Source organism: Lactobacillus sp. PSON (genome assembly GCF_052615405.1).
Map to the genome: position 1 here is coordinate 335,849 of NZ_JBQXFW010000005.1, position 25,098 is coordinate 360,946.

The 25,098-nt window shown below is 32.7% G+C and carries 26 protein-coding genes; 8 read left to right on the forward strand and 18 right to left on the reverse strand.

All coding sequences use genetic code 11. The features are described 5' to 3' along the window. Positions 1 to 83: 83 nt before the first annotated feature. Positions 84 to 776, forward strand: coding sequence for a TVP38/TMEM64 family protein (locus tag ACTHPI_RS05575; protein ID WP_445353186.1), 693 nt, complete (start codon positions 84 to 86; stop codon positions 774 to 776). A gap of 25 nt (positions 777 to 801) precedes the next feature. Here ACTHPI_RS05575 and ACTHPI_RS05580 read toward each other — a convergent pair whose 3' ends face one another. The 4 genes from ACTHPI_RS05580 to ACTHPI_RS05595 all read right to left on the reverse strand — a co-directional run bounded on the left by ACTHPI_RS05580 (position 802) and on the right by ACTHPI_RS05595 (position 4,995). Beyond that, positions 802 to 2,577, reverse strand: a complete 1,776-nt coding sequence (locus ACTHPI_RS05580) for an oleate hydratase (RefSeq protein WP_445353187.1) — start codon at positions 2,575 to 2,577, stop codon at positions 802 to 804. A 120-nt stretch (positions 2,578 to 2,697) separates the two neighbouring features. Then, entirely contained in the window at positions 2,698 to 3,579 is an 882-nt protein-coding gene (locus ACTHPI_RS05585) for an RluA family pseudouridine synthase (RefSeq protein WP_445353188.1), read from the reverse strand. After that, positions 3,563 to 4,366, reverse strand: a complete 804-nt coding sequence (locus ACTHPI_RS05590; RefSeq protein ID WP_445353189.1) for an NAD kinase — start codon at positions 4,364 to 4,366, stop codon at positions 3,563 to 3,565. Before ACTHPI_RS05590 ends, ACTHPI_RS05585 begins: the two co-directional genes overlap by 17 nt. Then, a complete protein-coding gene (locus ACTHPI_RS05595) occupies positions 4,363 to 4,995 on the reverse strand; it encodes a GTP pyrophosphokinase (RefSeq protein ID WP_445353190.1) in 633 nt (210 codons plus the stop codon). Before ACTHPI_RS05595 ends, ACTHPI_RS05590 begins: the two co-directional genes overlap by 4 nt. 79 nt (positions 4,996 to 5,074) lie before the next feature. On the opposite strand from ACTHPI_RS05595, the gene ACTHPI_RS05600 reads away from it, so the two are divergent. Both ACTHPI_RS05600 and ACTHPI_RS05605 read left to right on the forward strand, forming a co-directional pair. Then, positions 5,075 to 5,689, forward strand: a complete 615-nt coding sequence (locus ACTHPI_RS05600; RefSeq protein ID WP_445353191.1) for a CYTH domain-containing protein — start codon at positions 5,075 to 5,077, stop codon at positions 5,687 to 5,689. Between the two features lie 95 nt (positions 5,690 to 5,784). After that, positions 5,785 to 6,405 (forward strand): DsbA family protein, encoded by a 621-nt coding sequence (locus ACTHPI_RS05605; protein WP_445353192.1) that lies wholly within the window; start codon positions 5,785 to 5,787, stop codon positions 6,403 to 6,405. On the opposite strand, the gene ACTHPI_RS05610 is transcribed toward ACTHPI_RS05605, so the two are convergent. The 6 genes from ACTHPI_RS05610 to ACTHPI_RS05635 all read right to left on the reverse strand — a co-directional run bounded on the left by ACTHPI_RS05610 (position 6,391) and on the right by ACTHPI_RS05635 (position 10,981). Beyond that, the gene (locus ACTHPI_RS05610; RefSeq protein WP_445353193.1) at positions 6,391 to 7,242 is read right to left on the reverse strand and encodes a competence protein CoiA; all 852 of its coding nucleotides are present in this window, start codon (positions 7,240 to 7,242) and stop codon (positions 6,391 to 6,393) included. The two genes, ACTHPI_RS05605 and ACTHPI_RS05610, sit on opposite strands and share 15 nt — an antisense overlap. A gap of 58 nt (positions 7,243 to 7,300) precedes the next feature. Beyond that, the gene (locus ACTHPI_RS05615; protein WP_445353194.1) at positions 7,301 to 7,957 is read right to left on the reverse strand and encodes an adaptor protein MecA; all 657 of its coding nucleotides are present in this window, start codon (positions 7,955 to 7,957) and stop codon (positions 7,301 to 7,303) included. A 108-nt stretch (positions 7,958 to 8,065) separates the two neighbouring features. Further along, positions 8,066 to 8,464 (reverse strand): transcriptional regulator SpxA, encoded by a 399-nt coding sequence (spxA, locus tag ACTHPI_RS05620; RefSeq protein WP_144354946.1) that lies wholly within the window; start codon positions 8,462 to 8,464, stop codon positions 8,066 to 8,068. Between the two features lie 221 nt (positions 8,465 to 8,685). Next, a complete protein-coding gene (ptsP, locus tag ACTHPI_RS05625) occupies positions 8,686 to 10,419 on the reverse strand; it encodes a phosphoenolpyruvate--protein phosphotransferase (protein ID WP_445353195.1) in 1,734 nt (577 codons plus the stop codon). Further along, complete coding sequence (locus ACTHPI_RS05630) at positions 10,419 to 10,685, reverse strand: phosphocarrier protein HPr (protein WP_144354944.1); 267 nt, start codon at positions 10,683 to 10,685, stop codon at positions 10,419 to 10,421. Before ACTHPI_RS05630 ends, ptsP begins: the two co-directional genes overlap by 1 nt. A gap of 113 nt (positions 10,686 to 10,798) precedes the next feature. Next, positions 10,799 to 10,981: a hypothetical protein gene (locus tag ACTHPI_RS05635; protein ID WP_445353196.1), complete on the reverse strand. Its 183-nt coding sequence runs from the start codon at positions 10,979 to 10,981 to the stop codon at positions 10,799 to 10,801. A 219-nt stretch (positions 10,982 to 11,200) separates the two neighbouring features. Between ACTHPI_RS05635 and ACTHPI_RS05640 the strand changes: the two genes are divergently transcribed. Then, positions 11,201 to 13,372 carry an AAA family ATPase gene (locus tag ACTHPI_RS05640; protein ID WP_445353197.1) on the forward strand — a complete coding sequence of 724 codons (2,172 nt, stop codon included), beginning with the start codon at positions 11,201 to 11,203 and terminating at the stop codon, positions 13,370 to 13,372. 157 nt (positions 13,373 to 13,529) lie between these two features. Further along, on the forward strand, positions 13,530 to 13,811 hold the full coding sequence (locus ACTHPI_RS05645; protein ID WP_445353198.1) for a DUF1827 family protein: 282 nt from the start codon (positions 13,530 to 13,532) through the stop codon (positions 13,809 to 13,811). A gap of 35 nt (positions 13,812 to 13,846) precedes the next feature. Here ACTHPI_RS05645 and ACTHPI_RS05650 read toward each other — a convergent pair whose 3' ends face one another. Then, positions 13,847 to 15,418, reverse strand: coding sequence for a peptide chain release factor 3 (locus tag ACTHPI_RS05650; protein WP_445353199.1), 1,572 nt, complete (start codon positions 15,416 to 15,418; stop codon positions 13,847 to 13,849). After that, a complete protein-coding gene (locus tag ACTHPI_RS05655; RefSeq protein WP_445353200.1) occupies positions 15,418 to 16,287 on the reverse strand; it encodes a hemolysin family protein in 870 nt (289 codons plus the stop codon). The genes ACTHPI_RS05650 and ACTHPI_RS05655 overlap by 1 nt, the downstream gene beginning before the upstream one ends. 122 nt (positions 16,288 to 16,409) lie before the next feature. On the opposite strand from ACTHPI_RS05655, the gene ACTHPI_RS05660 reads away from it, so the two are divergent. Then, positions 16,410 to 16,871, forward strand: coding sequence for a hypothetical protein (locus ACTHPI_RS05660; protein ID WP_445353201.1), 462 nt, complete (start codon positions 16,410 to 16,412; stop codon positions 16,869 to 16,871). On the opposite strand, the gene ACTHPI_RS05665 is transcribed toward ACTHPI_RS05660, so the two are convergent. Continuing rightward, positions 16,872 to 17,351 (reverse strand): hypothetical protein, encoded by a 480-nt coding sequence (locus ACTHPI_RS05665; protein WP_445353202.1) that lies wholly within the window; start codon positions 17,349 to 17,351, stop codon positions 16,872 to 16,874. Between the two features lie 12 nt (positions 17,352 to 17,363). Further along, on the reverse strand, positions 17,364 to 18,179 hold the full coding sequence (recX, locus tag ACTHPI_RS05670; RefSeq protein WP_445353203.1) for a recombination regulator RecX: 816 nt from the start codon (positions 18,177 to 18,179) through the stop codon (positions 17,364 to 17,366). Between the two features lie 121 nt (positions 18,180 to 18,300). Between recX and rlmD the strand changes: the two genes are divergently transcribed. Beyond that, positions 18,301 to 19,689: a 23S rRNA (uracil(1939)-C(5))-methyltransferase RlmD gene (gene rlmD, locus ACTHPI_RS05675; RefSeq protein ID WP_445353204.1), complete on the forward strand. Its 1,389-nt coding sequence runs from the start codon at positions 18,301 to 18,303 to the stop codon at positions 19,687 to 19,689. A gap of 373 nt (positions 19,690 to 20,062) precedes the next feature. On the opposite strand, the gene ACTHPI_RS05680 is transcribed toward rlmD, so the two are convergent. Beyond that, positions 20,063 to 21,007: an alpha/beta hydrolase gene (locus tag ACTHPI_RS05680; protein WP_445353205.1), complete on the reverse strand. Its 945-nt coding sequence runs from the start codon at positions 21,005 to 21,007 to the stop codon at positions 20,063 to 20,065. An 80-nt stretch (positions 21,008 to 21,087) separates the two neighbouring features. On the opposite strand from ACTHPI_RS05680, the gene ACTHPI_RS05685 reads away from it, so the two are divergent. Further along, positions 21,088 to 21,366 carry a hypothetical protein gene (locus ACTHPI_RS05685; RefSeq protein WP_445353206.1) on the forward strand — a complete coding sequence of 93 codons (279 nt, stop codon included), beginning with the start codon at positions 21,088 to 21,090 and terminating at the stop codon, positions 21,364 to 21,366. 33 nt (positions 21,367 to 21,399) lie between these two features. On the opposite strand, the gene ACTHPI_RS05690 is transcribed toward ACTHPI_RS05685, so the two are convergent. From ACTHPI_RS05690 to ACTHPI_RS05700, 3 genes are read right to left on the reverse strand one after another with little or no spacing between them, the layout of a single operon-like run. Beyond that, entirely contained in the window at positions 21,400 to 22,563 is a 1,164-nt protein-coding gene (locus tag ACTHPI_RS05690) for a hydroxymethylglutaryl-CoA synthase (RefSeq protein ID WP_445353207.1), read from the reverse strand. After that, the gene (locus ACTHPI_RS05695; protein WP_445353208.1) at positions 22,563 to 23,798 is read right to left on the reverse strand and encodes a hydroxymethylglutaryl-CoA reductase, degradative; all 1,236 of its coding nucleotides are present in this window, start codon (positions 23,796 to 23,798) and stop codon (positions 22,563 to 22,565) included. The genes ACTHPI_RS05690 and ACTHPI_RS05695 overlap by 1 nt, the downstream gene beginning before the upstream one ends. A gap of 8 nt (positions 23,799 to 23,806) precedes the next feature. Then, positions 23,807 to 24,964, reverse strand: coding sequence for a thiolase family protein (locus ACTHPI_RS05700; RefSeq protein WP_445353209.1), 1,158 nt, complete (start codon positions 24,962 to 24,964; stop codon positions 23,807 to 23,809). Between the last annotated feature and the right edge of the window lie 134 nt (positions 24,965 to 25,098).

The following is a 25,098-nucleotide window of genomic DNA, read 5'->3' on the forward strand; positions in this document are numbered from 1 at the left end:
AAGCTGTGACATACTAGCCACAGCTTTTTTTCTACGCTAAAATAAATATAAGATAATGTTAAAAACTAAGGGAGGCGAATTTATTGAAGGATAAAAAAACAACTAGAATAATTTTATTTATAATTGGAATAATCCTAGGTCTCTTAGTTTTATATAAATTATATCTAAATTATTTACCTGAATTAAAACTATTACTACACTTTAACCACCACAATGAAGAACTCCTTATTAAAATGGTTAGAAGCCACGGAATTGAAGATGTTGTGTTTCTTTTCATTTTGAATGTAATTTGCGTTGCTATTCCTGGGCTTTCTAATGGTATCTTCTGTGTACTTAATGGGGTTTTATATGGACCAGAAGGCGGATTTGCCATTAATTGGGTAGGAGACATTTTAGGGCAAATAATATTAATGCTATTACTTCAAAAACTCTACAATCCTGATAAATTTAAGCATAGTAAAGTTTATAAAATCATAACTAAATCTAACTTTAAACAAATAGTTTTAACTATTGGTTACATGATTCCATTTATTCCAAGTGCTACGGTGGCATATGCTAATCTGCTTATTAATAAAAAAACTAAAAAGAGAATTATTCCAATCGCAATAGGTACAATTCCATTTGCATATCTTTATGCATATGGCGGTGACTCAATTTTGCGTCTTAATGGATCACGACTTTTAAAAGCCATTATCGCAATTGTAATTATTATCATAGTCGCTGGCATTATAGTTTTAGTTACTCTTAAACTAAAAAAACATACAAAAAATGCTTGAGTTTTATAACTCAAGCATTTTTATTTTAAATCAAATGTGCTTCTTTAAGTAATTCTGCTACCCATGTTCGCTTAATTTTGTTCATTCCACTTCTTACAGCTAATTTTTCTGGTAGCGGCATTTCTTGATCAACCAATTTCTTTTTATCTGACATGTAATACATTGCACGTAAAAGTTGTCGAATATCAAAAATTGAATCAAACACTTCAGGAACTCCACGATCTACATTAAGCAATGTGTATACAGCCTCCATAGCTGTTCTTACTGAATATTCAGTAGTAAACACAGTATCACGAGTTGGACTTTCTGCAAAATTACCAATAAAGGCCAAGTTAACTGAATCTTCAGGTACAACTGCTGGACGGTCTCCAGCTTTTCTTGGCATGAAGTAACTAGTAATGTATGGCATATAAACGGGAACCGTATTCATATTTTCTTCACTAGCTGCTTCTTCAATTTCAGCTTCTGGAACTCCTAAATGGTAGAGCATTTCTTCACAAATTTCTTGTCCTGTACAATCCTCTACTCTCTTCTTAATATAGTTACCCTTAACATCAGAATAAAGGGCATAAATCCAAATTACGATTTCATTTGGCTTTTGACTCTTAAAGTGAGGTTGTCTATGAATAGTAAAGCTCAAACCCCAATTTGAATCTGTAACTGTAACAATACCACCAGTATTTACACGTCCATCATAAAGACTACGTTTAGTTAAGCGTTCAAAATACGGAGCATATTTCTTATTTTTCATTGTAGTTGTAGCTGAAACAAACCAACTACGTGCAGGAATATTTTCACAGAAAACATCAGGATGACCAAAGCTACTATCTTGTTTAGCCAAGTTTTCCCATAATTTCCAAGAGCCACCCTTTTTATGAGTAATCTTAGCAGGGGTAGTTTGATTACCATAAGTTGAACTTTCAGTAATAGAACCGTTGGTAACAAAAACAATGTCATTTTCAGTTAAAGGAATTTCAGTATCCTTGCCATTTTGTTTAAGAATAATCTTTTTAGCAACCTTTTTATTACCTTGATGATCTACAATTACATTTTCAACATGGCTATCATATTCAATCTTTACACCATGATCTTTTAAATATGCTAAAACAGGCTTAACCATTGATTCATATTGATTATACTTATTAAATTTCAAAGCAGTAAAATCTGGAAGTCCATCAATGTGGTGAATAAATCGCATACAATAGCGTCTCATTTCAGCAAGAGAGTGCCATTTTTCAAAGGCAAACATTGTTGACCAATAAATCCAAAAGTTAGTCTTGAAAAAGTCATCGCTGAAAAATTCTTCAATAGTTTTATCACCTAGTTCATTTTCAGGTGTCATGACTAATTTAACAATTTCTTTACTGCATTTTCCTAGTCCATAGGTCCCATCAGTAGGCACACGATTACCACGTTTATAAATTAAGCGACAATTGGAAGAGTTAGGGTCTTTTTTATCAAGCCAATAATATTCATCCAAATAACTTGCTCCAGGCACCTCTAAACTTGGAATAGAGCGATACATATCCCATAAACATTCAAAGTGATTTTCCATTTCTCGACCGCCACGAACCACAAATCCTGCATTAGGTCTGTCAGTACCGTCTAAAGAGCCACCTGCTACTGGTAATTCTTCTAAGATGTGAATTCTTTCACCTTTCATCTTAGCATCCCTTACCAAAAATACTGCTGCAGCAAGTCCTGCTAATCCACTTCCAATAATGTAAGCAGATTTATTATCAACTCCTGCTGGCTTTTTTGCATCAGCAAAAGCTTCGTAGTTTCCATTTGAGTAATACATAAGTAATCCTCTTCTCTGTATAAGTATAGTTATTACTTCTTACTCTTTATTTTATTGGAAACACTTTCATAATTCAACAATTCATATTTAAAAACATATATCTTTACTAAAAATAAAAAACTATTTTAAACTAGCCCAAAGTTCTTTCATATCACTTGGCTCACTTATTTTTATTTTAACTATTTCATTTGTAAAAGGATCTGGAAATTTCAAATAAAAGCAATTTAAAGCCTGTCGATTAAACTTATCTACTGCTCCGTAAAGTTCATCACCATATAGTACATGTCCAATAGATTGCATATGCACTCTAATTTGATGAGTCCTTCCCGTAAATAATCTTAATTCAACTAGACTTGCATCTTGCTTTTGTTTCAAAACTTGATAGGCAGTTTGAGCAGGCTTGCCATTTTCTATAATTGCTCTTTTAACTCCACTACCTTTTTTACCAATCGGTTTATTAACTATACCTGTTAAAGTTTCAAAATTACCATGAGTAATAGCATGATATTTTTTTACAAATAAATCTTTATCATATTTGCTAAAACGAGCATGAGCCACCGCGTTTTTTCCTACAAGAACTAAGCCAGATGTATTACGGTCAAGCCGAGTGATCACATGAGGCTTTACATCTTCTTTCTTAGCTTGAAAATATCCCATCAAACGATTAACAACTGAATCTGAGTCTTCATAACGGGACGGTATAGAAAGTACACCTGCAGGCTTATTCACTACTACATAGTTTTTAGTTTCTTTAATAATTTTGATTGGTTTATTCGAAGGTTTTAACCAAGGGTTTTCTTTTTCCTGTCCTGTAATAAAAAATACCTCATCACCTTGATTTAAATGATAGCTTGTATATCTACGTTTATGATTTACTAAAATCATTCCACCGTGATGCTTAGATTTATTAATAGCTTGCTTAGAAAAACCGTTTTTCATTAAAAAAGAGCCCAATTTCTTTGGGTCTTTTTCTTTTACAATTAATTTAAATGTTGTCATCATTTTCACCAATAAAGGAATTTTGCACTCGATTCCAAAAATTATGATGGCCAAAACGATCAAACTGAATCGAATGATTTGAAATTTTAAAGACTATTTTTTTAGCATTGCGCACATCTAATCTTTCTCCATCTATTGTCATTACAAAATGATCAGAATTTGGCACAATTGTAATCCATTGATCAGGTGCAATAACAATTGGAGCAGAAAGTGTCCTAAAAACGCGATTGTTAATTGATGCAATTTCTGTCATTTGAAGAGCTTTAAGTCCTGGATGAATTACAGCTCCTCCTAGAGATTTACTATAAGCAGTAGAACCTGTAGGAGTTGATATACATAAACCATCCCCGCGAAAGTTTTCAAATAATTGGTCATCAATATACACATTAGCTTCTAAAGTATGCGACACTCTTTTAACAGCTGACTCATTAAGAGCTAAGTAGCGCTTTTTATCACCAGATTCTGTAATTAAATCTACCTCAAGGAGCGGATATTTAGCTGATTCTGGTTTACGTAATAATAATGCATCTACCATTTTATCTAAATCATAACTTCGCCAATCTGTATAAAAACCTAAATGCCCAGTGTGAACTCCAATAAAGCGAATTGAATCAACTTGATTTTCATAACGATGAAAAGCATTGATTAAAGTACCATCTCCACCTACCGTAATTACTACATCAGGATATTTAGCATCAAAAACCACATTTTTTTCTTGGAGCAATTTCTTTAATTTTTTAGCAACTTCAAGTGTATTTTTATTGTTGTTATGCGCAATTGTTACTCTCATAATTTTTCCTTGCCCTTATTTTTTGTAAAAATCTTCTGCGCTTCTTGAACCTCTCCTTTTATCGATGACATTTCTTCATCAAGTTTGTAAGCTGCTTCTGCAGTTGACTTAAGTCGCTGAGAAATATCATCCGGATAAGAGCCTTGATACTTATAATTGAGAGTATGTTCAACTGTTGCCCAAAAATTCATTGCCAAAGTTCTAAGCTGAATTTCAGCAATCAAATTTTTAGGACCTTCTGGTAAATATACTGTATAAGAAATTACCATATGATATGAACGATAGCCTGACGGTTTGGCATTTTGAATATAATCACGTTCCTCAACTACTTCCATATCTTCACGCTGATGAATCATATCTACTACTTTATAAATATCATCAACAAATTGTGTAACAATTCGAATACCTGCTATATCTTGCATATCAGTTTCAATAACATCAGGACTAATTACACGTCTTTGCATTTTTTCTTTAATTGAATCTACTGTCTTAACTCGACCGATAACAAATTCAATCGGTGAATGCTCTCCTTTAGTCAAAAAACCTTGTCTAAGAGAGCGAAACTTTACTTTAAGTTCTCGTACTGCCTCATTATAAGGCCATAAAAAGTTATCCCAATCGATGTTCATAGAGAAAATTTTCCTTTCGTTGAACCAAACACATTCATTTTAACATATAATAATAATATACAGACTGGAGGGTTTATAAATGTCAAAAAATCGTGAAATTGAATCTAAAACTATTTTAAACAAAAATGTTTTTGATGAGTTAGTTAATGCATTTTTAGTTAAGGAAGATTTTATTCAAAAAAATTATTACTTCGATAGTCCAAATCAAGTTTTAAAAAATAATAGAATTGCAGGAAGAATTCGTATTTTTTCAGATAAGGCTGAACAAACCTTAAAAGTACCTGAAAAAAATCCTTTACAAGTCAAATTTCATGAAGTAATTGAAATTAATGATAAACTAGAAGTACGGGATGCAGATTCCTTAGTTAAGCAAGCAGAAGCTGGCCAAGCAATTCAGTTTACTGGTAGCGTCGGTGCTTATTTATCTAAGCATTTTGCAGACCAAATATTCTTGCTTCAAACCTGGAGTAAAACTCATCGCCGTCTTTTGATTGGACCACAGAATTGTGAACTAACATTAGACGAAACGACTTATCCTGATGGGTATAGCGATTATGAGCTTGAAATTGAAAACTCGGATCCCGCTCTAATCAAAAAAGTTTTAATTCAGTTGGACAAAGAGTATCATTTCAAGCAAGCAGCAGACCGCACCAATCAAAGCAAAATTGGGCGCGCTTTTGCTCATAGAAATTAGGTATAGAAATAGAATAAAAAAGCATATTTTTTGTTTCTAAATTTGTTGTTTGCTAAAGTAACAATAAGTCATTTTAATTAGGGGAGTTTAAAATTATGTTCGAGTTTTTTCTCTTCATTAATCCAATAGGCATCTACTGTTATGATATCGAAAAACAAATCCAAGATGCAATTAATGAATTAGGAGTAGAAGCATGTTATCATTTTATTCCAATTACAAGTATGAATGTAATTCAAGATGATATCATGCGTAGACGTAAGGATGCACAAAAAGTAATTGATATTACTAGATATACAATTGCTACTAATCGTGCTTTACAAGATTATCATGCTATCAAATTAGCATATGGTAATAAAAAGGCAAGAAAGTTTATCTTTGCCCTTCAGCAAAAATTAAGTGATGACTGTTCACTTTATAGCGCTGATATGCCAACTATAGTTGCAAAAGAAATTGGTTTAAATCCAAAAAATATTAATGCAGCTAAAAATGGTAATTATATTGATGATTCTATCAAACAAGATTTAAAGCTGGCTGAACAATGGAATGTTACCAGTACACCAACTACTGTAATTTTTAACGAAGACGAAGCTGGAAGCGGAATGCTTCTTGAAGGTCCTTTGAAGCATGATGAATTAATTGATTTATTAGCTTCAAAACCTGAACAAAAAACTTTATTTCCTGATATTTTTGCCAATAAACATTTACGTTTGATCTAGATATTGTTCAACAGTATTTTTTTCACCAGGTCTTCGCCATTTGGTAAATAGAGACTCTGGCAATTCATTCAAGGGAATTTGTTTTTTATATAATTTTTCTGCAATTCGCAAACCCATTTTGCTTTTTTGCTTAATTTGTTGGTTTAAATATTCTTTTTGACTAATTGAGTTAAGTTGATAATTTTTTAATTTAGGTTTATATTTCCAAAAGTTTCTTATTCCGATTTCATCAAGCAAGAATTCCTGTGTCTGATAATAGACTACACGGGTTATTGGTTCTTGAACTATATTATATTTCAAACGAATTAATTGGTTCATTGAATCGATTTCTAGATAATAAGATTGCCACAGTTGATTTTTTCTCATAAAAATCAGCTGTGCTTTTTTTATTTTATGTTTTAAATAATGACGTTGTCCTACTATCCAGATATCTTGAATATTGATTTGCTTATATAAATTATGTCGATGATTAAATTCTTTTTCACTTAATGGTGCGCATTGTACTTCAAAAGCAAGCTTAGGCGACGCTAAAACATCTGCTCTTAATTGTCCTTCAGCTAATGGTATTTCTATTTGTGCATTAAAGCCAGCAGCCGTTAGCGCCGTTTTTAGAAGAAGCTTAGAGCTGTGGTGCTCCTCTTTTTCTCCTAATGAATTATTAATTAATTTAAAGTGCTTAAAAAATGCAGTCTTTTTTTGTGAAATAATTAAAATTACTTGTTTTTTACAACGTGGACAATGATACTTTTCATAATTAATTTTTTTCTTTCCAGAAGCTACCAGATACGCTTCATTTTTTGCCAATACTAATCTGTCATTTAAAATTGCTGCATACAAAATTATCACCCAAATTTAAGTACGCAAAAAGGGACAAGTAAACTTGTCCCCTTTAATTTTATGCTTTACAAAAATATTGGCGTATATTTCCCAATGCATCTTGTCGGAAAATGATTTTACCAGTTCTTCTAACAAAATCCATTTCACTATTTTCTACACGAATTCCATATTCATTAGAAATAGTCCATGCATCTGCTGGAGTAAGTTCAGCATAATCTTCATCCAAAAATGCCAAGTCCAAATAGTATTGCCCTTTAAGATAATAAAGACTTGCTGCTAAATCGCTAACCTTTAGACTATCAGCTAACTCAATAACTACTCCTAAATCATTAAAACGATATGCCTGTCTTTTTTGTGTTTTCCAATTATTAGCTGTATTAGATGTCTTAGAATTAGATGTTTCATCATTTAAATCATAAAAGCCATTTTGACTATTATCATTACTATCTAATTTTGGAAAAGTTCCAGGCTTCATTCCAGGAACCTTACTAATCAATAAATCTAGCCCACCGTTATTGGGCATAACTTGAAAAGTAACCGGCGTATTATCTGCAAAACTATGGTCTGTGTCGATTTCATCAAGAATAGAATAGAAAAACTGTTGAATCTTAGACTTATCACCTAACAAGTCCAAAATCTTAACCCCTCTTTTTTCTAACTCTTGCTTTGTAATTCGAACACGAATTGTATTTTCATCAATATGATCAACTTGCACAATAGTCACCTCCATGCCAGTGATACTGTTATTATTGTAACCTACTTTAACAAAAAAATAAAAGCGTTAGTCTCAAAATAACTAACGCTATTATCCCTCTTGACTTTATTATAAGTCTGCAATTTTTTGAGCTTCTGCAAGTTCTAATCTACGAACTTTTCGAGGTAAAAATCTACGAATTTCATCTTCATTATACCCTACTTGAAGACGACGATCGTCCATGATAATTGGTCTTCTTAACAAGCTTGGATTCTTTTCCACTAAATCAAGCAACTCGTCAATAGACAAATCATCTAAATTTACCTTTAATTCCTGAAAAGCTCTTGAACGGGTAGAAATAATTTCTTCAGTTCCATTTTCAGTCATGCGTAATATTTGAGTAAGTTCCTCTTTTGAAAGAGGTTCAGAGAAGATGTTTCTTTCCTTAAAAGGAATATCATGCTTTTTTAACCATGCCTTTGCTTTTCTACATGATGTACAACTTGGAGATACGTATAAATCTACCATTTAATTCACGCTCCTTGAAATAGACATTATTTCTTCCTTCAGTCTGATACAATTATATCATAAATGCTTCTTTTTTGTAAGTGACTATTTTTAATTTAGTCTTAACTTTTAGGATATATCTAATAATAAAGGCAAAAGATGAATTATTTGTGAATTTTTTATTTAATAAATTATAAGAAAAAAGACTAGGCACTTGCCTAGTCTTTTTATAAATAAGCTAATTACTTATTAAGTTTAGCCATTAAGTCATTAACTAATTTTTCGTTTTGTTCAGAAGTTTCTGAAACAAAGCAAGCTTCATTAGCTAATTCTTTAAGGTCCTTAGTATTAAGCTTCTTCATTAAGCTTCTAATACGTAAGATTGAAGTTGCACTCATTGAGTATTCGTCAAGTCCCATTGAAAGTAAAATTGGGAACATAACGTTATCACCAGCAGCTTCACCACACATACCACACCAGATACCATTTTCATGAGCAGCATCAATGGTATGCTTAATCAAACGAAGAACTGATGGGTTATATGGTTGGTACAAGTATGAAACATTATCATTACCACGGTCAGCAGCCATAGTATATTGAATCAAATCGTTAGTACCAATTGAGAAGAAATCAACTTCTTTAGCAAATTGATCTGCAAGAACAGCTGCAGCCGGAACTTCGATCATCATACCAACTTGTAAGTTGTCACCGATCTTAACACCGTCTTTTGTAAGCTTATCCTTTTCTTCTGCTAAAATTGCCTTAGCTTTACGTAATTCACCCAAAGTACCAATCATTGGGAACATAATACCTAAACTTCCGTAAGCAGAAGCACGAAGAAGTGCTCTCAATTGAGTACGGAAAATTTCTTGGTTCTTAAGTGAAAGACGAATAGCACGAATACCTAAGAATGGGTTCATTTCTTCTGGTAAATCCCAGTAATCGAGGTGCTTATCACCACCGATATCACAAGTTCTAATAATAACTTGCTTACCGTTCATACCTTCAATGACCTTCTTGTAAGCTTCAAACTGAGCTTCTTCAGTTGGAAAATCAGAAGAATTCATGTACAAAAATTCAGTTCTGTATAAACCAATAGCTTCAGCACCGTTTTCATGTACACCTGGCATATCATCTGGAGTACCAATATTTGCTGCAATAGTAAACTTCTTACCATCTGCAGTAAGTGATGGTTGATCCTTTAACTTTTGCCATTCAGCTTTTTGCTTAAGGAAGTCTTCACGCTTTTGTTCATATTCACCAATTTGTTCGTCGGTTGGATTAATAATTACATCACCGTCTAAGCCGTCAATGATTAAAGTTTCACCATTTTTAACGTCTTCAGTGATTGAATCAGTACCAACAACAGCTGGTAATTCAAGTGAACGAGCCATAATAGCTGAGTGAGCGGTACGACCACCAACATCAGTTACAAAGCCTTTAACGTACTTCTTATTAAGTTGTGCGGTATCACTTGGAGTTAAATCGTGTGCTACAACAACAACTTCATGATCGATAGAAGCTGGATTTGGTAATTCCTTACCTAAAAGGTGAGCCATAATACGCTTTGAAACATCGCGTACATCGGCAGCACGTTCTTGCATGTAAGGATTATCGGTCATACTTTCAAAAATTGTAATGAATTTTTGAGCAGTTTCATCAAGAGCAGCTTCTGCATTAATCTTTTGGTTCTTGATTTCATCTTCAATGGCACCAGTAAATTCTGGGTCATTCAAAATCATGAGGTGAGCATCAAAAACTTGTGCTTCTTCTTCGCCCAAGCTCTTTTTTGCAACATCACGAATCTTTTCAACTTCAGCAGTTGATTCTTCAATAGCCTTTTTGTAACGAGCTACTTCACTATCAACATCAGAAATTGACTTCTTAGAAAATGAAAGATCAGGCTCTACCAAAAGATAAGCTGGAGCAACAGCGATACCGTCACTTGCAGCAATACCTTTTAAAGTCTTGGTCATTATTCAGCTAAACCTTCTTTTTTCATAGTGTCAGCAATTGCATCCAATGCATCCTTTTCGTCGTCACCATCAGCAGTGATAGTAACATCAGCGTTTTGGCCAACACCAAGTGACATAACACCCATGATTGACTTCAAGTTTACTGACTTACCATTGTATTCCAAGTTAATGTCTGAACCAAACTTTGAAGCAGCTTGTACAAGCAAAGTTGCTGGACGTGCGTGAATACCTGTTTCTGCAATAATGTGAAAATCGCGTTTTTCCATTTTGAATATCTCCTTTTAAATTGAAAAATTAAACTGGTAATAAATACCCATTCGAGTAATAGATTATCATTTTTTATCGAAATAAACAACTATTATGTAACAGTTTACATTATTTACTTAGCACTAGTTACCGACGAATAAACGATGGAACCTCCACGCATTGCGCGTCCTGTAATAGATTGTCGTCTTTCGTAACTTCTTAAAGTTCGTTGAAAATCAAAGGCATCTTTAGGGTCAACCTTATACTCTTTCAATTCACCATCGACCAATTGATCGAGAACTTTTTGGTAATCCAATTTTATCACCACACTTTTAATGAGTGTATAATTTTTTACCACAAAATTCTACATTATATATTCTTTTTTATGAAATATTACTATTTTTTGAAATCGTTATCACAAAAAAAGTTTTAAGTTTTTCTTACAAAAAATAAGTTTATAAGCTTTAGCACTTGACAACTTAGAGTGCTAATCATACAATTTTATTAAAGTTGAAACGGAAAGGCGGTAAGAACAATGCTTTGTCAAAATTGTCACCAGCGGCCTGCCTCTATTCATCTTTTTACTAAAGTGAATGGCCAAAGCCGTGAAGTTGATTTATGCCAACAATGTTATCAAGAATTAAAAAGTGAACAAGGAAATTTAAATATGAATAATGATAATAGTGCAATCTTTGGCGACTTTGATGACTTATTTAATGCTTTAAATGGCAATAATCGAAGCGCCTCAAACAATAATCAAGGACCAGATATGCAAATGGGTGGTGGTCCAAGAGGACCTCAAGGTGGAAATAACCGCTCTCTTTTAGATCAATATGGAACTGACTTAACAGCTCTTGCTAAAAAAGGAAAAATTGATCCAGTTATTGGTCGTGATAAGGAAATTGCTAGAGTAATTGAAATTTTAAATAGAAGAACCAAAAATAATCCAGTACTAATTGGAGAAGCCGGTGTTGGTAAAACAGCAGTTGTTGAAGGTTTGGCTCAACAAATTGTCGATGGTTCTGTTCCGGCAAAACTACAAGATAAAAAGATTATTTCATTAAATGTTGTTTCATTAGTTCAAGGTACTGGAATTCGTGGTCAATTTGAACAAAGAATGGAACAACTTATCAAAGAATTGCAATCTAGAAACGATGTAATTCTCTTTATTGATGAAATCCACGAAATTGTCGGCGCAGGTAACGCTGAAGGCGGCATGGATGCTGGCAATATCATTAAACCAGCCTTAGCACGTGGAGAACTTCAATTAGTTGGAGCCACTACAATCAAAGAATATCGTGAAATCGAAAAAGATTCTGCTTTAGCAAGACGTTTTCAACCAGTTGAAGTTAAAGAACCTTCAATTGATGAAACTATTCGAATTTTAAAGGGGATCCAAAAACGTTACGAAGATTATCACCATGTTCAATATACCGATTCTGCAGTTGAAAGTGCCGCAAAACTTTCAGCTCGCTACATTCAAGATAGATTCTTACCTGATAAGGCGATTGATCTTTTAGATGAAGCTGGTTCACGTATGAATTTAACTATTCCATACATTGATAAAGAAAAAATGCAAGAGCGTATTTCTGCAGCTGAACAATTAAAACAAGATGCCTTAAAGAATGAAGACTATGAAAAAGCAGCTTATTATCGTGATCAAATCGAAAAATACGATAAAATGAAGAATCAAAATGTTGACCCAGATAAATCTCCAACAATCACTGATAAGATTATGAATAAGATTGTTGAAGAAAAAACTAACATCCCTGTTGGTGACATTCAAAAGCAAGAAGAAAATCAATTACAAAATCTTTCTAAGGACCTTGAAGGTAAAGTAATCGGTCAAAATAAGGCCGTTGAAAAAGTTGCTCGCGCAATTAGAAGAAATAGAATTGGTTTTAATAAATCAGGCCGTCCAATTGGTTCATTCCTCTTTGTTGGACCAACTGGAGTTGGTAAAACTGAGCTTGCTAAGCAACTTGCTAAGCAAATGTTTGGTTCAAGTGATAGTATGATTCGCTTTGATATGTCTGAATACATGGAAGCATACTCAGTATCTAAATTAATCGGTTCTGCACCAGGTTATGTAGGATATGAAGAAGCTGGTCAATTAACCGAACAAGTTCGTCATAATCCATACAGCTTAATTTTACTTGATGAAATTGAAAAAGCTCATCCAGATGTTATGAACCTATTCTTGCAAATTCTAGATGATGGTCGTTTAACAGATTCACAAGGCAGAACTGTTTCATTTAAGGATACTATTATTATTATGACTTCCAATGCTGGACAAGGTATCAAGAATGCAAGTGTTGGTTTTGCTGCCGAAAGTCAAAAAGAAGAAAAAGATTCTGCACGAAAGAATATGACTCAATTCTTTAAGCCTGAATTTTTGAATCGTTTAGACGATGTTATCGAATTTAATGAATTAACTAAGGATGACTTGATTAAAATCGTTAACTTAATGCTTGATAAAACTAACGACATGGTCAAAGACCAAGGCTTACATATTGAAGTTACTGAAAAAGCAAAAGAAAAACTTGTAGATGAAGGCTTTAATCCTGCAATGGGTGCTCGTCCTCTTCGTAGAACTATTCAAGAAGAAATTGAAGATAAAGTTGCAGACTACAAACTTGATAATCCATCGGCTAATGATTTAGTTGCAGATTTAACAAATGATACAATCAGCATTAAAGAAAAATAATTTAAGCTATTTTCTAAAATATATATCAAGCACAAAAGGAAATGCGACTGCATTTCCTTTTATTATTTAACAAAAACTCAGAGATTTTTTATGCTTAAATTCTTTATTTAAGGTATACTAAAGATGGAAGTTAATAGTACAGAAACGGGTGAAATCCATGCATTTAATTGATGTAACTAACAGTTATTCTGACCTAGTTCATAGTCAACTTAATACTACCGGAGCAACTTATGTAAAGGTTTACTCATTGGGCAACACTTCAGTTATTTATACTGAAAACAAGAATTCAATCGGAATTGTCTTAGAAAACCATGATCGTCGTATCCGTGAAGATGAAGTTGAATTCGTAATTAAGCGTCTGGTTAAAAATACCGACACTTCTTACACTCTTACAGTTGATAAGAGTCGTCATGTCGTTGAAATTCACATTGATAAATAAAAAATAAGGATTGAGTTTTACTCAATCCTTATTTTTTATAATTTTTCAGTTAATTTTACATCTGGATATTTATCGTGGAAGAATCTTTCCGCAAATGCATTTTCAAACAAGAATAATGGATTATCATATCTATCTTTTACCAATAAGTTTCTTGAATTAGACATTGCAGGATCAAGCTGTTCTGGATCAATCCAGCGAGCAACTCTATTGCCAATTGGTGTCATTTCAACTTCTGAATTATATTCATTCATCATTCTGAATTTGAACACTTCAAATTGTAATTGACCAACTGCACCCAAAATATATTCATCAGTTTGATAATTACGATATAGTTGAATTGCACCTTCTTGAACTAATTGATTCATTCCCTTGTGGAATGATTTTTGCTTCATAACGTTTTTAGCAGTAACTCTCATAAATAATTCTGGCGTAAATTCTGGTAATTCTGGATAAACAATTTTACGCTTACCAGAATAAATACTATCTCCAATTTGGAAATTACCAGTATCGTATAAACCTACAATATCTCCAGCTACAGCATCTGAAACTTGCACACGTTCACTTGACATAAACTCTGTAGCATTATTTAAACGAATAGGTTTACCTGTTCTTGCTAAGGTTACATCCAGTCCCTTTTTAAATTCACCACTACCCACACGAACAAAAGCAATTCTATCACGGTGGTGAGGATTCATATTAGCTTGAATTTTGAAAACAAAACCTGAAAATTCCGGATCTTCTGGACTTAATTCTTCATCTTCATTAACTGTATGACTTTCAGGAGCTGGTGCTAAATCAACAAAGCTATTTAAGAAAGTCTCTACACCAAAGTTAGTAAGAGCAGAACCAAAGAATACCGGTGTTTGATCACCCATTGCAATCTTTTCACGGTCAAACTTGTTTCCGGCTTCTTTTATTAAGTCTATTTCATCCAAAGTTTCTTCAAATTGTGGATCATGACTTAATTCTTCACTATCTGGCAACTTTCCTTCATTATTAAGCGAAATAAAACGATCATCACCGTCTTTATGATAAAGTTCAACACGGTTATTAGCAATATCATATAATCCTTTTAAAGTCTGACCTGAACCAATTGGCCAGTCCATTGCCACACCTTCAATACCAAGCAAATCTTCAAGCTCTGCAATTAAATCCAGTGGAGGACGACCATCACGATCAAGTTTGTTCATAAAAGTAAAAATTGGAATACCACGTTGTTTTACAACTTTAAAAAGCTTTTTAGTTTGTGGTTCAATACCTTTAGCTGAGTCAATTACCATTACAGCACTGTCAACGGCCATCAAAGTACGATAAGTATCTTCTGAAAAGTCTTGGTGTCCTGGCGTATCCAAAATATTGATACGTTTACCTTGGTATTCAAATTGCATCACAGAACTAGTTACAGAAATACCACGCTTTTTTTCAATTTCCATCCAGTCACTAGTTGCATAATTACCTGTTTTACGGGCTTTAACAGTACCAGCTTGGCGAATTACTCCACCAAAAAGAAGTAATTGTTCAGTAATTGTAGTTTTACCAGCGTCTGGGTGAGAAATAATTGCAAATGTTCTTCTCTTCTTAACTTTATCTAATAACTCTTTATTCATTAATCCTCTAATTCTTTCTTATTATTTAAATCATTTGGAATTGTAAGTAACACTGTTAAAAGACGTGACCCCTTCATTCTACGTGTTGTTAAATTCATCCCATTATCTAACTTTACGCTAAGTTTTTCTCCTTTAGCAGGAATCATTTTTAATGTATTAATGACAAATCCAGCTACTGTGTCAACATCTTCCATTTGGATATCAGTACCAAATTTTTCATTAAAATCATCAAGTGGCATTTTACCATAAATAACATACTTGTTAGGGGCGATTTGATTAAATAAAACTTCAGCATGGTCAACTTCATCATCAATGTCACCAACAATTTCTTCAATCAAATCTTCAATCGTTGCAATACCAACTACCCCACCATATTCATCTGTTAAAATTGCAAGCTGACGCTGAGTTTGTTGCATTTCCATTAAAAGCTCTCCCAAATCTAAAGTTTCCGGAGCAAATAATGGCTCACTCATAACATCACTGTAATCCAACTTATCAAAACCTACTTTACGAGCTTTGCGTAATACTGTTCGAATATGGATAATTCCAATAATTTTATCTTTATCTTTGTTATAAACAGGTACACGAGAATACGGTTCACGTAGAATCTCATCAAGATTATCTTGAAATGGAGTAGATGCATCAACCATAAACGCATCAGTTCTTGGTACCATTACTTCTCGAGCCATTTTACTTTGAAAATCTAAAATTCCTTCTAACATTGAAAATTCTGTATCAGAAATTTTATTTCCTTGATGAAGAGTATTTATTTCTTCTTTTAAATGATCTCTAGTCCTTACTTCATTTTCACCAGAAAATTTATTACGCAATCTATCAAATAAATTTTCAGCAGCAGGATCGCTACTCATAGTTTTTTCTCTCTTTCTTAGTTTATATAAATACTAAAAATAAAATCTTCTTTAAATAAATTAATTATAGCATATAGTTAACTTTAATATGCTAAAATACCATTAAGAAGCGAGGTTTTAAAATGAAGAAAAGTCACGTATTGCTTGTATTTATATTTTTATTATTGATTCCATATATCTGTAGTTTATTAATTATTGGCATTGGATACAATGCATTAGTTTTGCATTCAGCTGACATCTTTAGAACAATAATTGGAGCCTTAGTTGGCTCACTAGTCATGTTTGGAATTAAGGCCACCATTCAGCGCCCTGTTGATTTATTAGCAATGGAAACAAACGATGACTTTTTAAAACAGCTACTCCGCTTTTTTAGTATCCGCCGTCGTTATTTCTTCTTAGCAGCTAATGTAGTACTTGATTTTGTTTTATGTATTTTAGCAACCATCATTGTTAGAAGTTTTTTAACATTAGATCAAATCGTTGGTACTTCAACGGGATTTGTAATGCTTATTATGCTAATTTCAACTTGTCTTGGAGCCTACGTAGAATATGATAATCTTTCAATAGACCCTAAGCAGCATTAATTATTCACTGACCTTAACATAGAGAGTTTGGGTCAGTTTTTTATTGTCTAAATCCATATCTTCAACAATATATGGAACTGGACTATCTCCCATATTTTCATAAACTTCTACACCACTTTCAGCAACTTTCTTAATAAATTCTGGTAAAACAGAATTAAGTGGTAAGTCGAAAAATACCGGATTAGAATTTTCAATTACTTCTTCTGCTACTTCGGCTTTTGGTAATTCAAACTTCATTAATCCCTTAGGAACTTCAATATCTCCATCAGTAATTACGCCGTACCAGTACATAAAGTTTTCTGGACCAAATACAACCATAGCAGTTTTTTTATTTTCTAAGTCATTTACTTTTAAAAACTGTTTAAAAGTATCATTTTCTTCAACCATTTTATTTGATTCGCTAAAACTCTTTTGAGCATCCATCATACTATCTGGAAATGGAGTTCCTACAAAAACTTTCTTTTCAACTTGTTTAGTCATATTTTTCTCCTTCTAATATTCCGATAATTCATCTAAATCAATAACTTCACCATTTAAAAAAGCATCAATTTCATCTGATGAAAAACCATGGGTAAACAAATACTTCTTTATTTTAAAGTATTTTTCTCGTTCATCAAAGTTTCTAAATTTTTTATATGCTTTAATTCCTTGTTTTTTTAAAGCTTCCATTTGCTCATTTGAATCTAGTGATAAATCAAAACTCGCAACCACATTATTAGATAAGCTTGATGAAAAGCCATGATTAATAAGCTTTATTTTCATTTTATTTTGAATTTCACGCTCTGATAATCTACCAGCTTTATTTGTTAGTGATTTAACTAAACGAAAACCCACCTGAATAAATTCTTCTTCATCAACTTCTTCAAGTGCATTTTGAATTAAATCTGGATCAACACCCTTTTGTACTAATTTACGATTTAAATTAGTTGGTCCATCAGTTCCAACTTGTAAATCATTTCTGATAAAAAGCTTAATATATTGCTGATCATCAAGATAGCCCAAATTCTTTAGCTCTTCAACAGCTAAAGCAGCAGAATCATCTGAAACATCATGTTTTTTTAAATATTGTAAAACCTCATAAACTGTTCTTGGTTCATAACTGAGAAATTTTGTCGCTAATTCACTTGCTTTAGCATCGGTATCAAATTTTTGTATTTTTTCGATATCATTATCAGTTAGTTCTTTACCTTTTAAAAGCACAAAATTGGCGATAGTTTTCTCACTTAAAGAAAAAGCATATTGATTATCCAAGAAAATATTGTACCGCCCTGGTCGTTTTTGTGCACTTATTTTTGTAATAATTGTCATAGTATTTCCTTCTTTACTTTTTTCTTAATGCTAACAAATTTTCCTTTTGCTTGCTAAGAAGTTTTCTTACGTTGTACAATTAATAAGCAAAAATAGTTAGTTTTTAGTAGAAAGAATAAAAATGAAGAAGAATTTTACCAAAAAGAAATTTAACCAAGCAAAGGAAAAAGATGTCATCATCACCATTAAGCGCCTTGGCATTAACGGCGAAGGAATTGGTTATTACAAGAAAAAGATTATCTTTATTCCAGGTGCTCTTCCAGGTGAAGTTGTCGTTGCCAAAATCATCAAAGATTATCCGCACTACATTCAAGGGGAACTTGTTCGAATTAAAGAAAAAAGTCCAGATCGTGTAGACTTCCCAGACAAAGTAAATGCAGAAATTGGTGGCCTTGAATTAGCTCATCTTGCTTATGATAAGCAACTTGAATTTAAGAAGGATAATGTTTTAGAAGCACTTAAGAAATACCATCCACGTGGTTATAATAAATATAAAGTTAAAAATACAATTCCTGCTCCTGATCAATGGCACTATCGCAACAAAGCCCAATATCAAATTGAAAAAGACCATGGAAAAACTAAACTTGGCCTCTTTGCACCTAATTCTCATCGTTTAATTGATCTTCCAGTAATGCCTACACAAAGTGAAGATACCCAAAAAACAGAACGTGAAATTAAACACCTAATTGATAAACTTCATGTTCCAGTTGTAAATGTTTATAAACATTTAGGCGGAGTTAAAACAATTGCAGTTCGTCAATCAGAAGCAAGTGGCGAAATTCAAGTAACTTTAATTACAATTGGTCATAAAATCAAAAATCTAATTCCATTAGCCAAAGAAATTATGAAGTTACCAAATGTGGTTAGTGTTTATCAAAACGAAACTGATTGGAAAAATCCACAAGTATGGGGAAACAAAACCGAAAAACTTTTAGGTAAAAATCAAATTACTGAAGAAATTTTAGGTAAAAAGTTTGCCTTGTCTCCTCGTGCCTTTTTCCAATTAAATCCTGTCCAAACTGTAAATCTTTACTCTGAAGCTTTAAAATTTTTAGACTTAACACCTGAGCAGACTTTAATTGATGCTTATAGTGGTGTAGGTACTCTTGGAATCCTAGCTTCTGATTTAGTTAAACAAGTAGTTGGTATCGAAACAATTCCTGAAGCCGTTGAAGATGCTAGACACAATGTAGAACTGAACCATATAAAAAATGCTGAATATTTCCAAGGCAGCGTTGAAAAGATTTTACCAGAACTTCAAAAAGGCGGCTTTCCAGTTGACGCATTAATTGTAGATCCACCAAGAACAGGTCTTGCTAAAAGTTTAATTAAGACGATTTTACGAGTAAAACCTAAAACCTTTGTTTATATTTCATGTAATCCATCAACTTTAGCTCAAGATTTAGTTTTATTAACTGAAGCTTATGATGTACGTTTAATTGAGAATGTTGATATGCTTCCACAAACTCCACGTTGTGAATGTATTGTTAAATTGACTTTAAGAAAATAAAAAACAGCTGCCCTAGCTTGGCAGCTGTTTTTTGATCTAGCGGACGAGGTAATTTATCAATTGATAGTTACGATGATATATGTTGATCTTTACTAATCAAGCTTGGCTCTTCGCAACCAATATTAACATTCACTTGTTCGGGTTTTACGCCTTTTGCGTAATTCAAATAAATTGGATCTTTGCGGACAGCCATTCTATAAGAGTATTCTTAATAGGCTGACACCTCTATTCATTAGAGAACCTTTTAAAAAATAATACAATTCATTTTTTGGAGATAAAAACTTACTTATATTGTTATTTCAACTAGTACTTACCTCTTCCACACTTTCATTATACCAAAATTGAAACCGCTTGCAAGTATTAGACTCCATTTTTATACATATTTATGTAAAAATCGTGCAACATGTTTTTCATACTGAATAGGATGTGTTGCATATGATTTTGCATGTTTAGCATTAGGAACTACCCAAAGCTCTTTTGGTCCTTTCGATGCTTGATAATTTTCATAAACCATCTTAGTCGGAACAAAGGTATCCTTGTTTCCATGAATAAAAAGAATTGGTCGTTTATTTTTCTTTAATTGATTAACACTTGAACCATCAGCTAAAAAGTAACCAACTTTTACACGATTAATTCCACTTAAAATTTCAACTAATGGAAACCGTGGCACTGTTGGCATATTATATAAATCTTGGGCTTCATGCTCTATCTCATCTTTAACGTTTGTATAGCCGCAATCTTCTACAAAAGCTTTAACTTGATTTGGAAGTTTTTCCCCACTTGTCATCATAGTCGTGGCTCCACCCATACTCACCCCAGAAACAACTATTTTACTGTTATTCCCGTTATTTTTTACAACTTTTTTAATCCAATTAACTACATCACTTTTTTCAATCCAACCATAACCAATATATTTTCCTTGGCTTTCACCATGTGCACGAGCATCTGGTAACAAAACATTATAGCCTAATTTATGATAAAGAGCAGCATACGGAGCCATCGTATTTTTATTATTCATATATCCATGTAATAAAACTGCTGTTTTATTTGATCCTTTATTTGGAATATAATTTGCATCCAATTTATATTTTCCATCAGCAGAAGACATATACCACTTTTCTTTATTAACTGCATAATACCATTTCTTCTGCTTATATAAAGGATCTGTTTTTTTAACTACATCAGAATTTGCGCTAACAAAACTTTTATGTGAAGGAACACAAGCTACATTAAAAAAGTAAAAGCCTGCACCAACACAAATTACACTAACTATTGCTATAATTGAAACTATCCATAACCAGAATTTTTTATGTTTCATTGTCCCATCTCTATTCTATTCAAATATAAATATAAACAAGTATAACACTTAATTTCATATAGATAAAAGAAGAAAATAAAATGACTTTAACTAATTTTTTGCAATTAATCAATAATTTAAATCCTAATTATTTTATTTATTTAAAAATTAACGAAAATATTCTTCCGTTAAATAAAGTTCAAATAACTTCTGATAAATGTTTACTTATCTCAGGAACACAAGCCCTCACTATTAACCAATTAGTAAAAATGGTAAAAAATTTACATAAACGCAGTATTCCTCTTTTAATAAAAGATTCTTCCTTACTAGTTTATGGAATACAAATCTCGCTAAAAGACTCTAGAATTATTTTGATATAAAAAGCCATTGCTAAAAAGCAATGACTTTCAAACTTATTTTTGCTTGTATTGGCGAATATGATTCTGTGTACCGGCAAAATACCACATGCCAGACTTTTCATCACTAGTAAGTTCTTGACCATCAACAGGGTCATTTAAAGCATCATTAAATGTCTTTTCATATTCATCAACTGAAAGACGAATTCTTGAATCTAACATCTCATTAGTTTTATCTAAATCAATTTCTTTTTCATAGCCATCAGCAACATTTCCTGAAAAGAATTCTGCCATAGCACCTGACCCATAAGAAAACATCCCTACCAAAGAATTAGGTTCTAATTTCTTATTTTCAAGTAAACTAAGTAAACTCATATATAGTGAAGCTGTATAAATATTACCTACACGCATACTCAATTGCTTAGAAGCTTCAAAGCTATCCTCAAGTCTCTTAGTGGTTGCTTCATCTTCATTTGCTACAGCTAAGCGATTTGCCTTGAGTCCCTGCTTAGTAAATGGTAAGTGATATAAAATAGCATTAAAATCTCGTGTATTCCAATTTTTTTGTTCCTTATATGCTTCAAAAGTATTAGTAAAGAAATCCAAATACACTTGTGTAGAATATTTACCATCTACCATGGCTACTTTAGAGTTATTCGGACGCCAAAAGTCATCAATATCTTCACTATAAGCGCTATGACCATCATTTAATGAAAGAATTTCAGGGTCCTCTTTTATAAGTAAGCTGATTGCACCGGCTCCTTGAGTTACTTCTCCTGGAGTTTTTACTCCATAACGAGCAATATCACTACCAATAACAATCGCTGTTTGATCAGGATGTACACGTACAAAGTCTCTAGCAATCATTAAAGCAGCAGTTAAACCAAAACATGCTTCCTTAACTTCAAAAGTTCTAACTTCTGGTTTTAAGTTAAGAGCTGATTTTACAAAAAGAGAGGCGGATTTAGATTGATCCACTCCACTTTCAGTACCAAACACGAGCAAGCCAACCTTATCTTTATCAATTTTATCAAGATATTGCAAAGTTGCATTAATTCCCATAGATACTGCATCTTGAGTTGCATCAGCAACTGCCATTTGCCTTTGCCCAATCCCTATCAAAAATTTATTAGGGTCTTCTCCTCTAGCATTTGCTAAATCAACCATGTCAACGTATTTATTCGGAGTAAAAAAACCAATCTTATCTATTCCTACTTGCATTAATTATTTCCTCTCAATTCGTTTAAAATTTGTATTGCAAACTCTTTAGTATAATTTTTGTTTTTTACCAGTTCTTGAACTATTTTATTTTTTTCTATGTGATTTGCATCTAAGTCTGCAACGATATTTCTAGCTTGAAGTCGCATATGACCAGCTTGAATACCAACCGTAGAAATTGCCAAAACAGCAGATAAATTATTAGCAAGACCAATTGTAGTAATCACATTTGCTAGTTCGCCTACTGTAATATCTTGACCTAAAATATCAAAAGATTGTTGAACATCATTTCTAGCCTTTATTGATCCACCTACAACTCCTATAGCCATTGGAAGAGTCAATTCGCCTATAAGCTTATCGTTTTTAATTCTCCACTGGCTTAAACTACGATATTTTCCAGAACGACTTGCAAAGACTCCTACAGCTGCCTCAATTGCACGAAAGTCTTGTCCTGTTGCGAGTAAAACACCATCAACCCCATTCATAATTCCCTTGTTATTTGTAACCGCACGATAAATATCATCTTCTGCAATTGCAGATAATAAGCAAATCCTCTTAGCAACTTCCATACCACCAACAGTATCTGGATCAAGTTCAACTTTAGCAGTTGTAAGTTGACTAGGATAATTGGATAAAATAGCAAAGAGTTTTTCTTGAACTTCTGGAAAGCTTAATAATGTATCTTTTAAAAATTCTAAAATTGAATTAACTTTATTAGCACCCATTGCCGCAGCCGGATCAACAAGGACTTTAACAAATAATAATTCTCCATCCTCATTAAACTGTCTGGCATCTTTTTTTACCATCTCAATAGATTGTAAGCCTCCACCATGTTTAACTAAAGAAGAAAATTTAATATTTACTTTTTTAATTAAATTTGGGATTTCTTTTTTTAAATCTTTCAAATTAAAGTCAGAAGTAATTTTCATTACAATTTGACCATAAATTCCATCTCGCTGACTTACTGAAACAGAGCCGCCATTTTGTGCAAATATTTTAGCTGCATGATTAGCTGCTGCTACAACTGATGGTTCTTCAGTTACCATTGGTACTATGTATTTTTTATGATTAACAACCAAATTCTGAACTACACCAACTGGTAAATACATGCCGGAAACGACATTTTCGCTTAACTGATCAAGTTTATTCAAAATATCGGAATCAATTTCAGTTAACTCAATTCCTTCTTGCTCTAAAATAGATCTCCGTTGCTTAGGCGATAACTGGTAAAATTTCATCTTTTATATCACTTCTTAATTTCATAAGCAATAGCTTGACCCCCACCAATACAAAGGGTAACTAAAGCTTTTTTGCCATTTACTTTTTCAAGAGCACTTAATGCTGTTGAAATCAATCTAGTTCCTGTTGCTCCAAGTGGATGACCTAATGAAATAGCTCCACCAAGGATATTTAATTTTTCATCTGGAATATTTAAATCTCTTTGCAAAGCTACTGCCTGTGCAGCAAAAGCCTCGTTAATTTCTACTACATCATAATCATCAATAGTAGATTTAGTTTTATCAAGCAACTTTTTAACTGCATAATATGGAGTATAACCCATCAAACTTGGATCAAATCCAGCTTCCGCAAATTCACCTAACTTAGCAAGTGGAGTTAAGTTTAATTCTTTAACTTTTTCACCAGTTGCCAAAATTATCATACTTGCTCCATCAGTAAGTGGAGAAGCATTTCCTGCAGTCACATTTCCATTTTCTTTAAAAACTGGTTTTAATTTAGCCAAGGCTTCTAAATTAGTGTCAGGACGTACTGTTTGATCATGAGTTAAAGTTTCACCATTAATTTCAACTGGCAATAATTCATTTTTAAAAGCATCTTCTTCAATTGCTTTAGCTGCTTTTTGATGAGAATTTAAACTAAAGTCATCCATTTCTTTTCTAGAAACTTGGTATTTTTCCGCAACTTTTTCAGCAGTTAATCCCATGTGCTTTCCAGAAAAAGCATCAATTAAACCATCTTTCAACAAAGTATTTTGTAAATGGTCACCTGCTTCATCCTTATACTTCTTTTCAACAACAAAAGGTGTATTAGTCATACTTTCACTACCACCTACAGCAACTAAATGTAAGTCGCCCATTACCATCTGTCCTTGAGCAAGTCTCAAAGCCTTCAAGCTAGAACCACAAACATCATTAACAGTAGTTGCTACAGTGGTTTCTGGTAAGCCACTATTTAGTGCAACTTGACGAGCCATATTCTCACCAAGTCCAGCAGAAATAACATTTCCCATAAAAACGGCTTCGACTTGATCTTTAGGAACTTCACTTTGTTTAAGTGTTTCTACTAAAGCCATGGTTCCTAATTCTACAGCATTTTTATTTTGATAAAAGCCACGATATTTACCAAATGGTAAACGTTTTGCTGCAACGATATAAATATCTTTCATTATTATTCAAACCCTTTTATATTAACTTATAACAAACTAATTTTATTAAGTTTGAATAAAAGTTGCAATATTCTGCATTGTTATAATAGAAAATTTTAAAAAATATAAAAAAGTAGCCTAATTAGACTACTTTT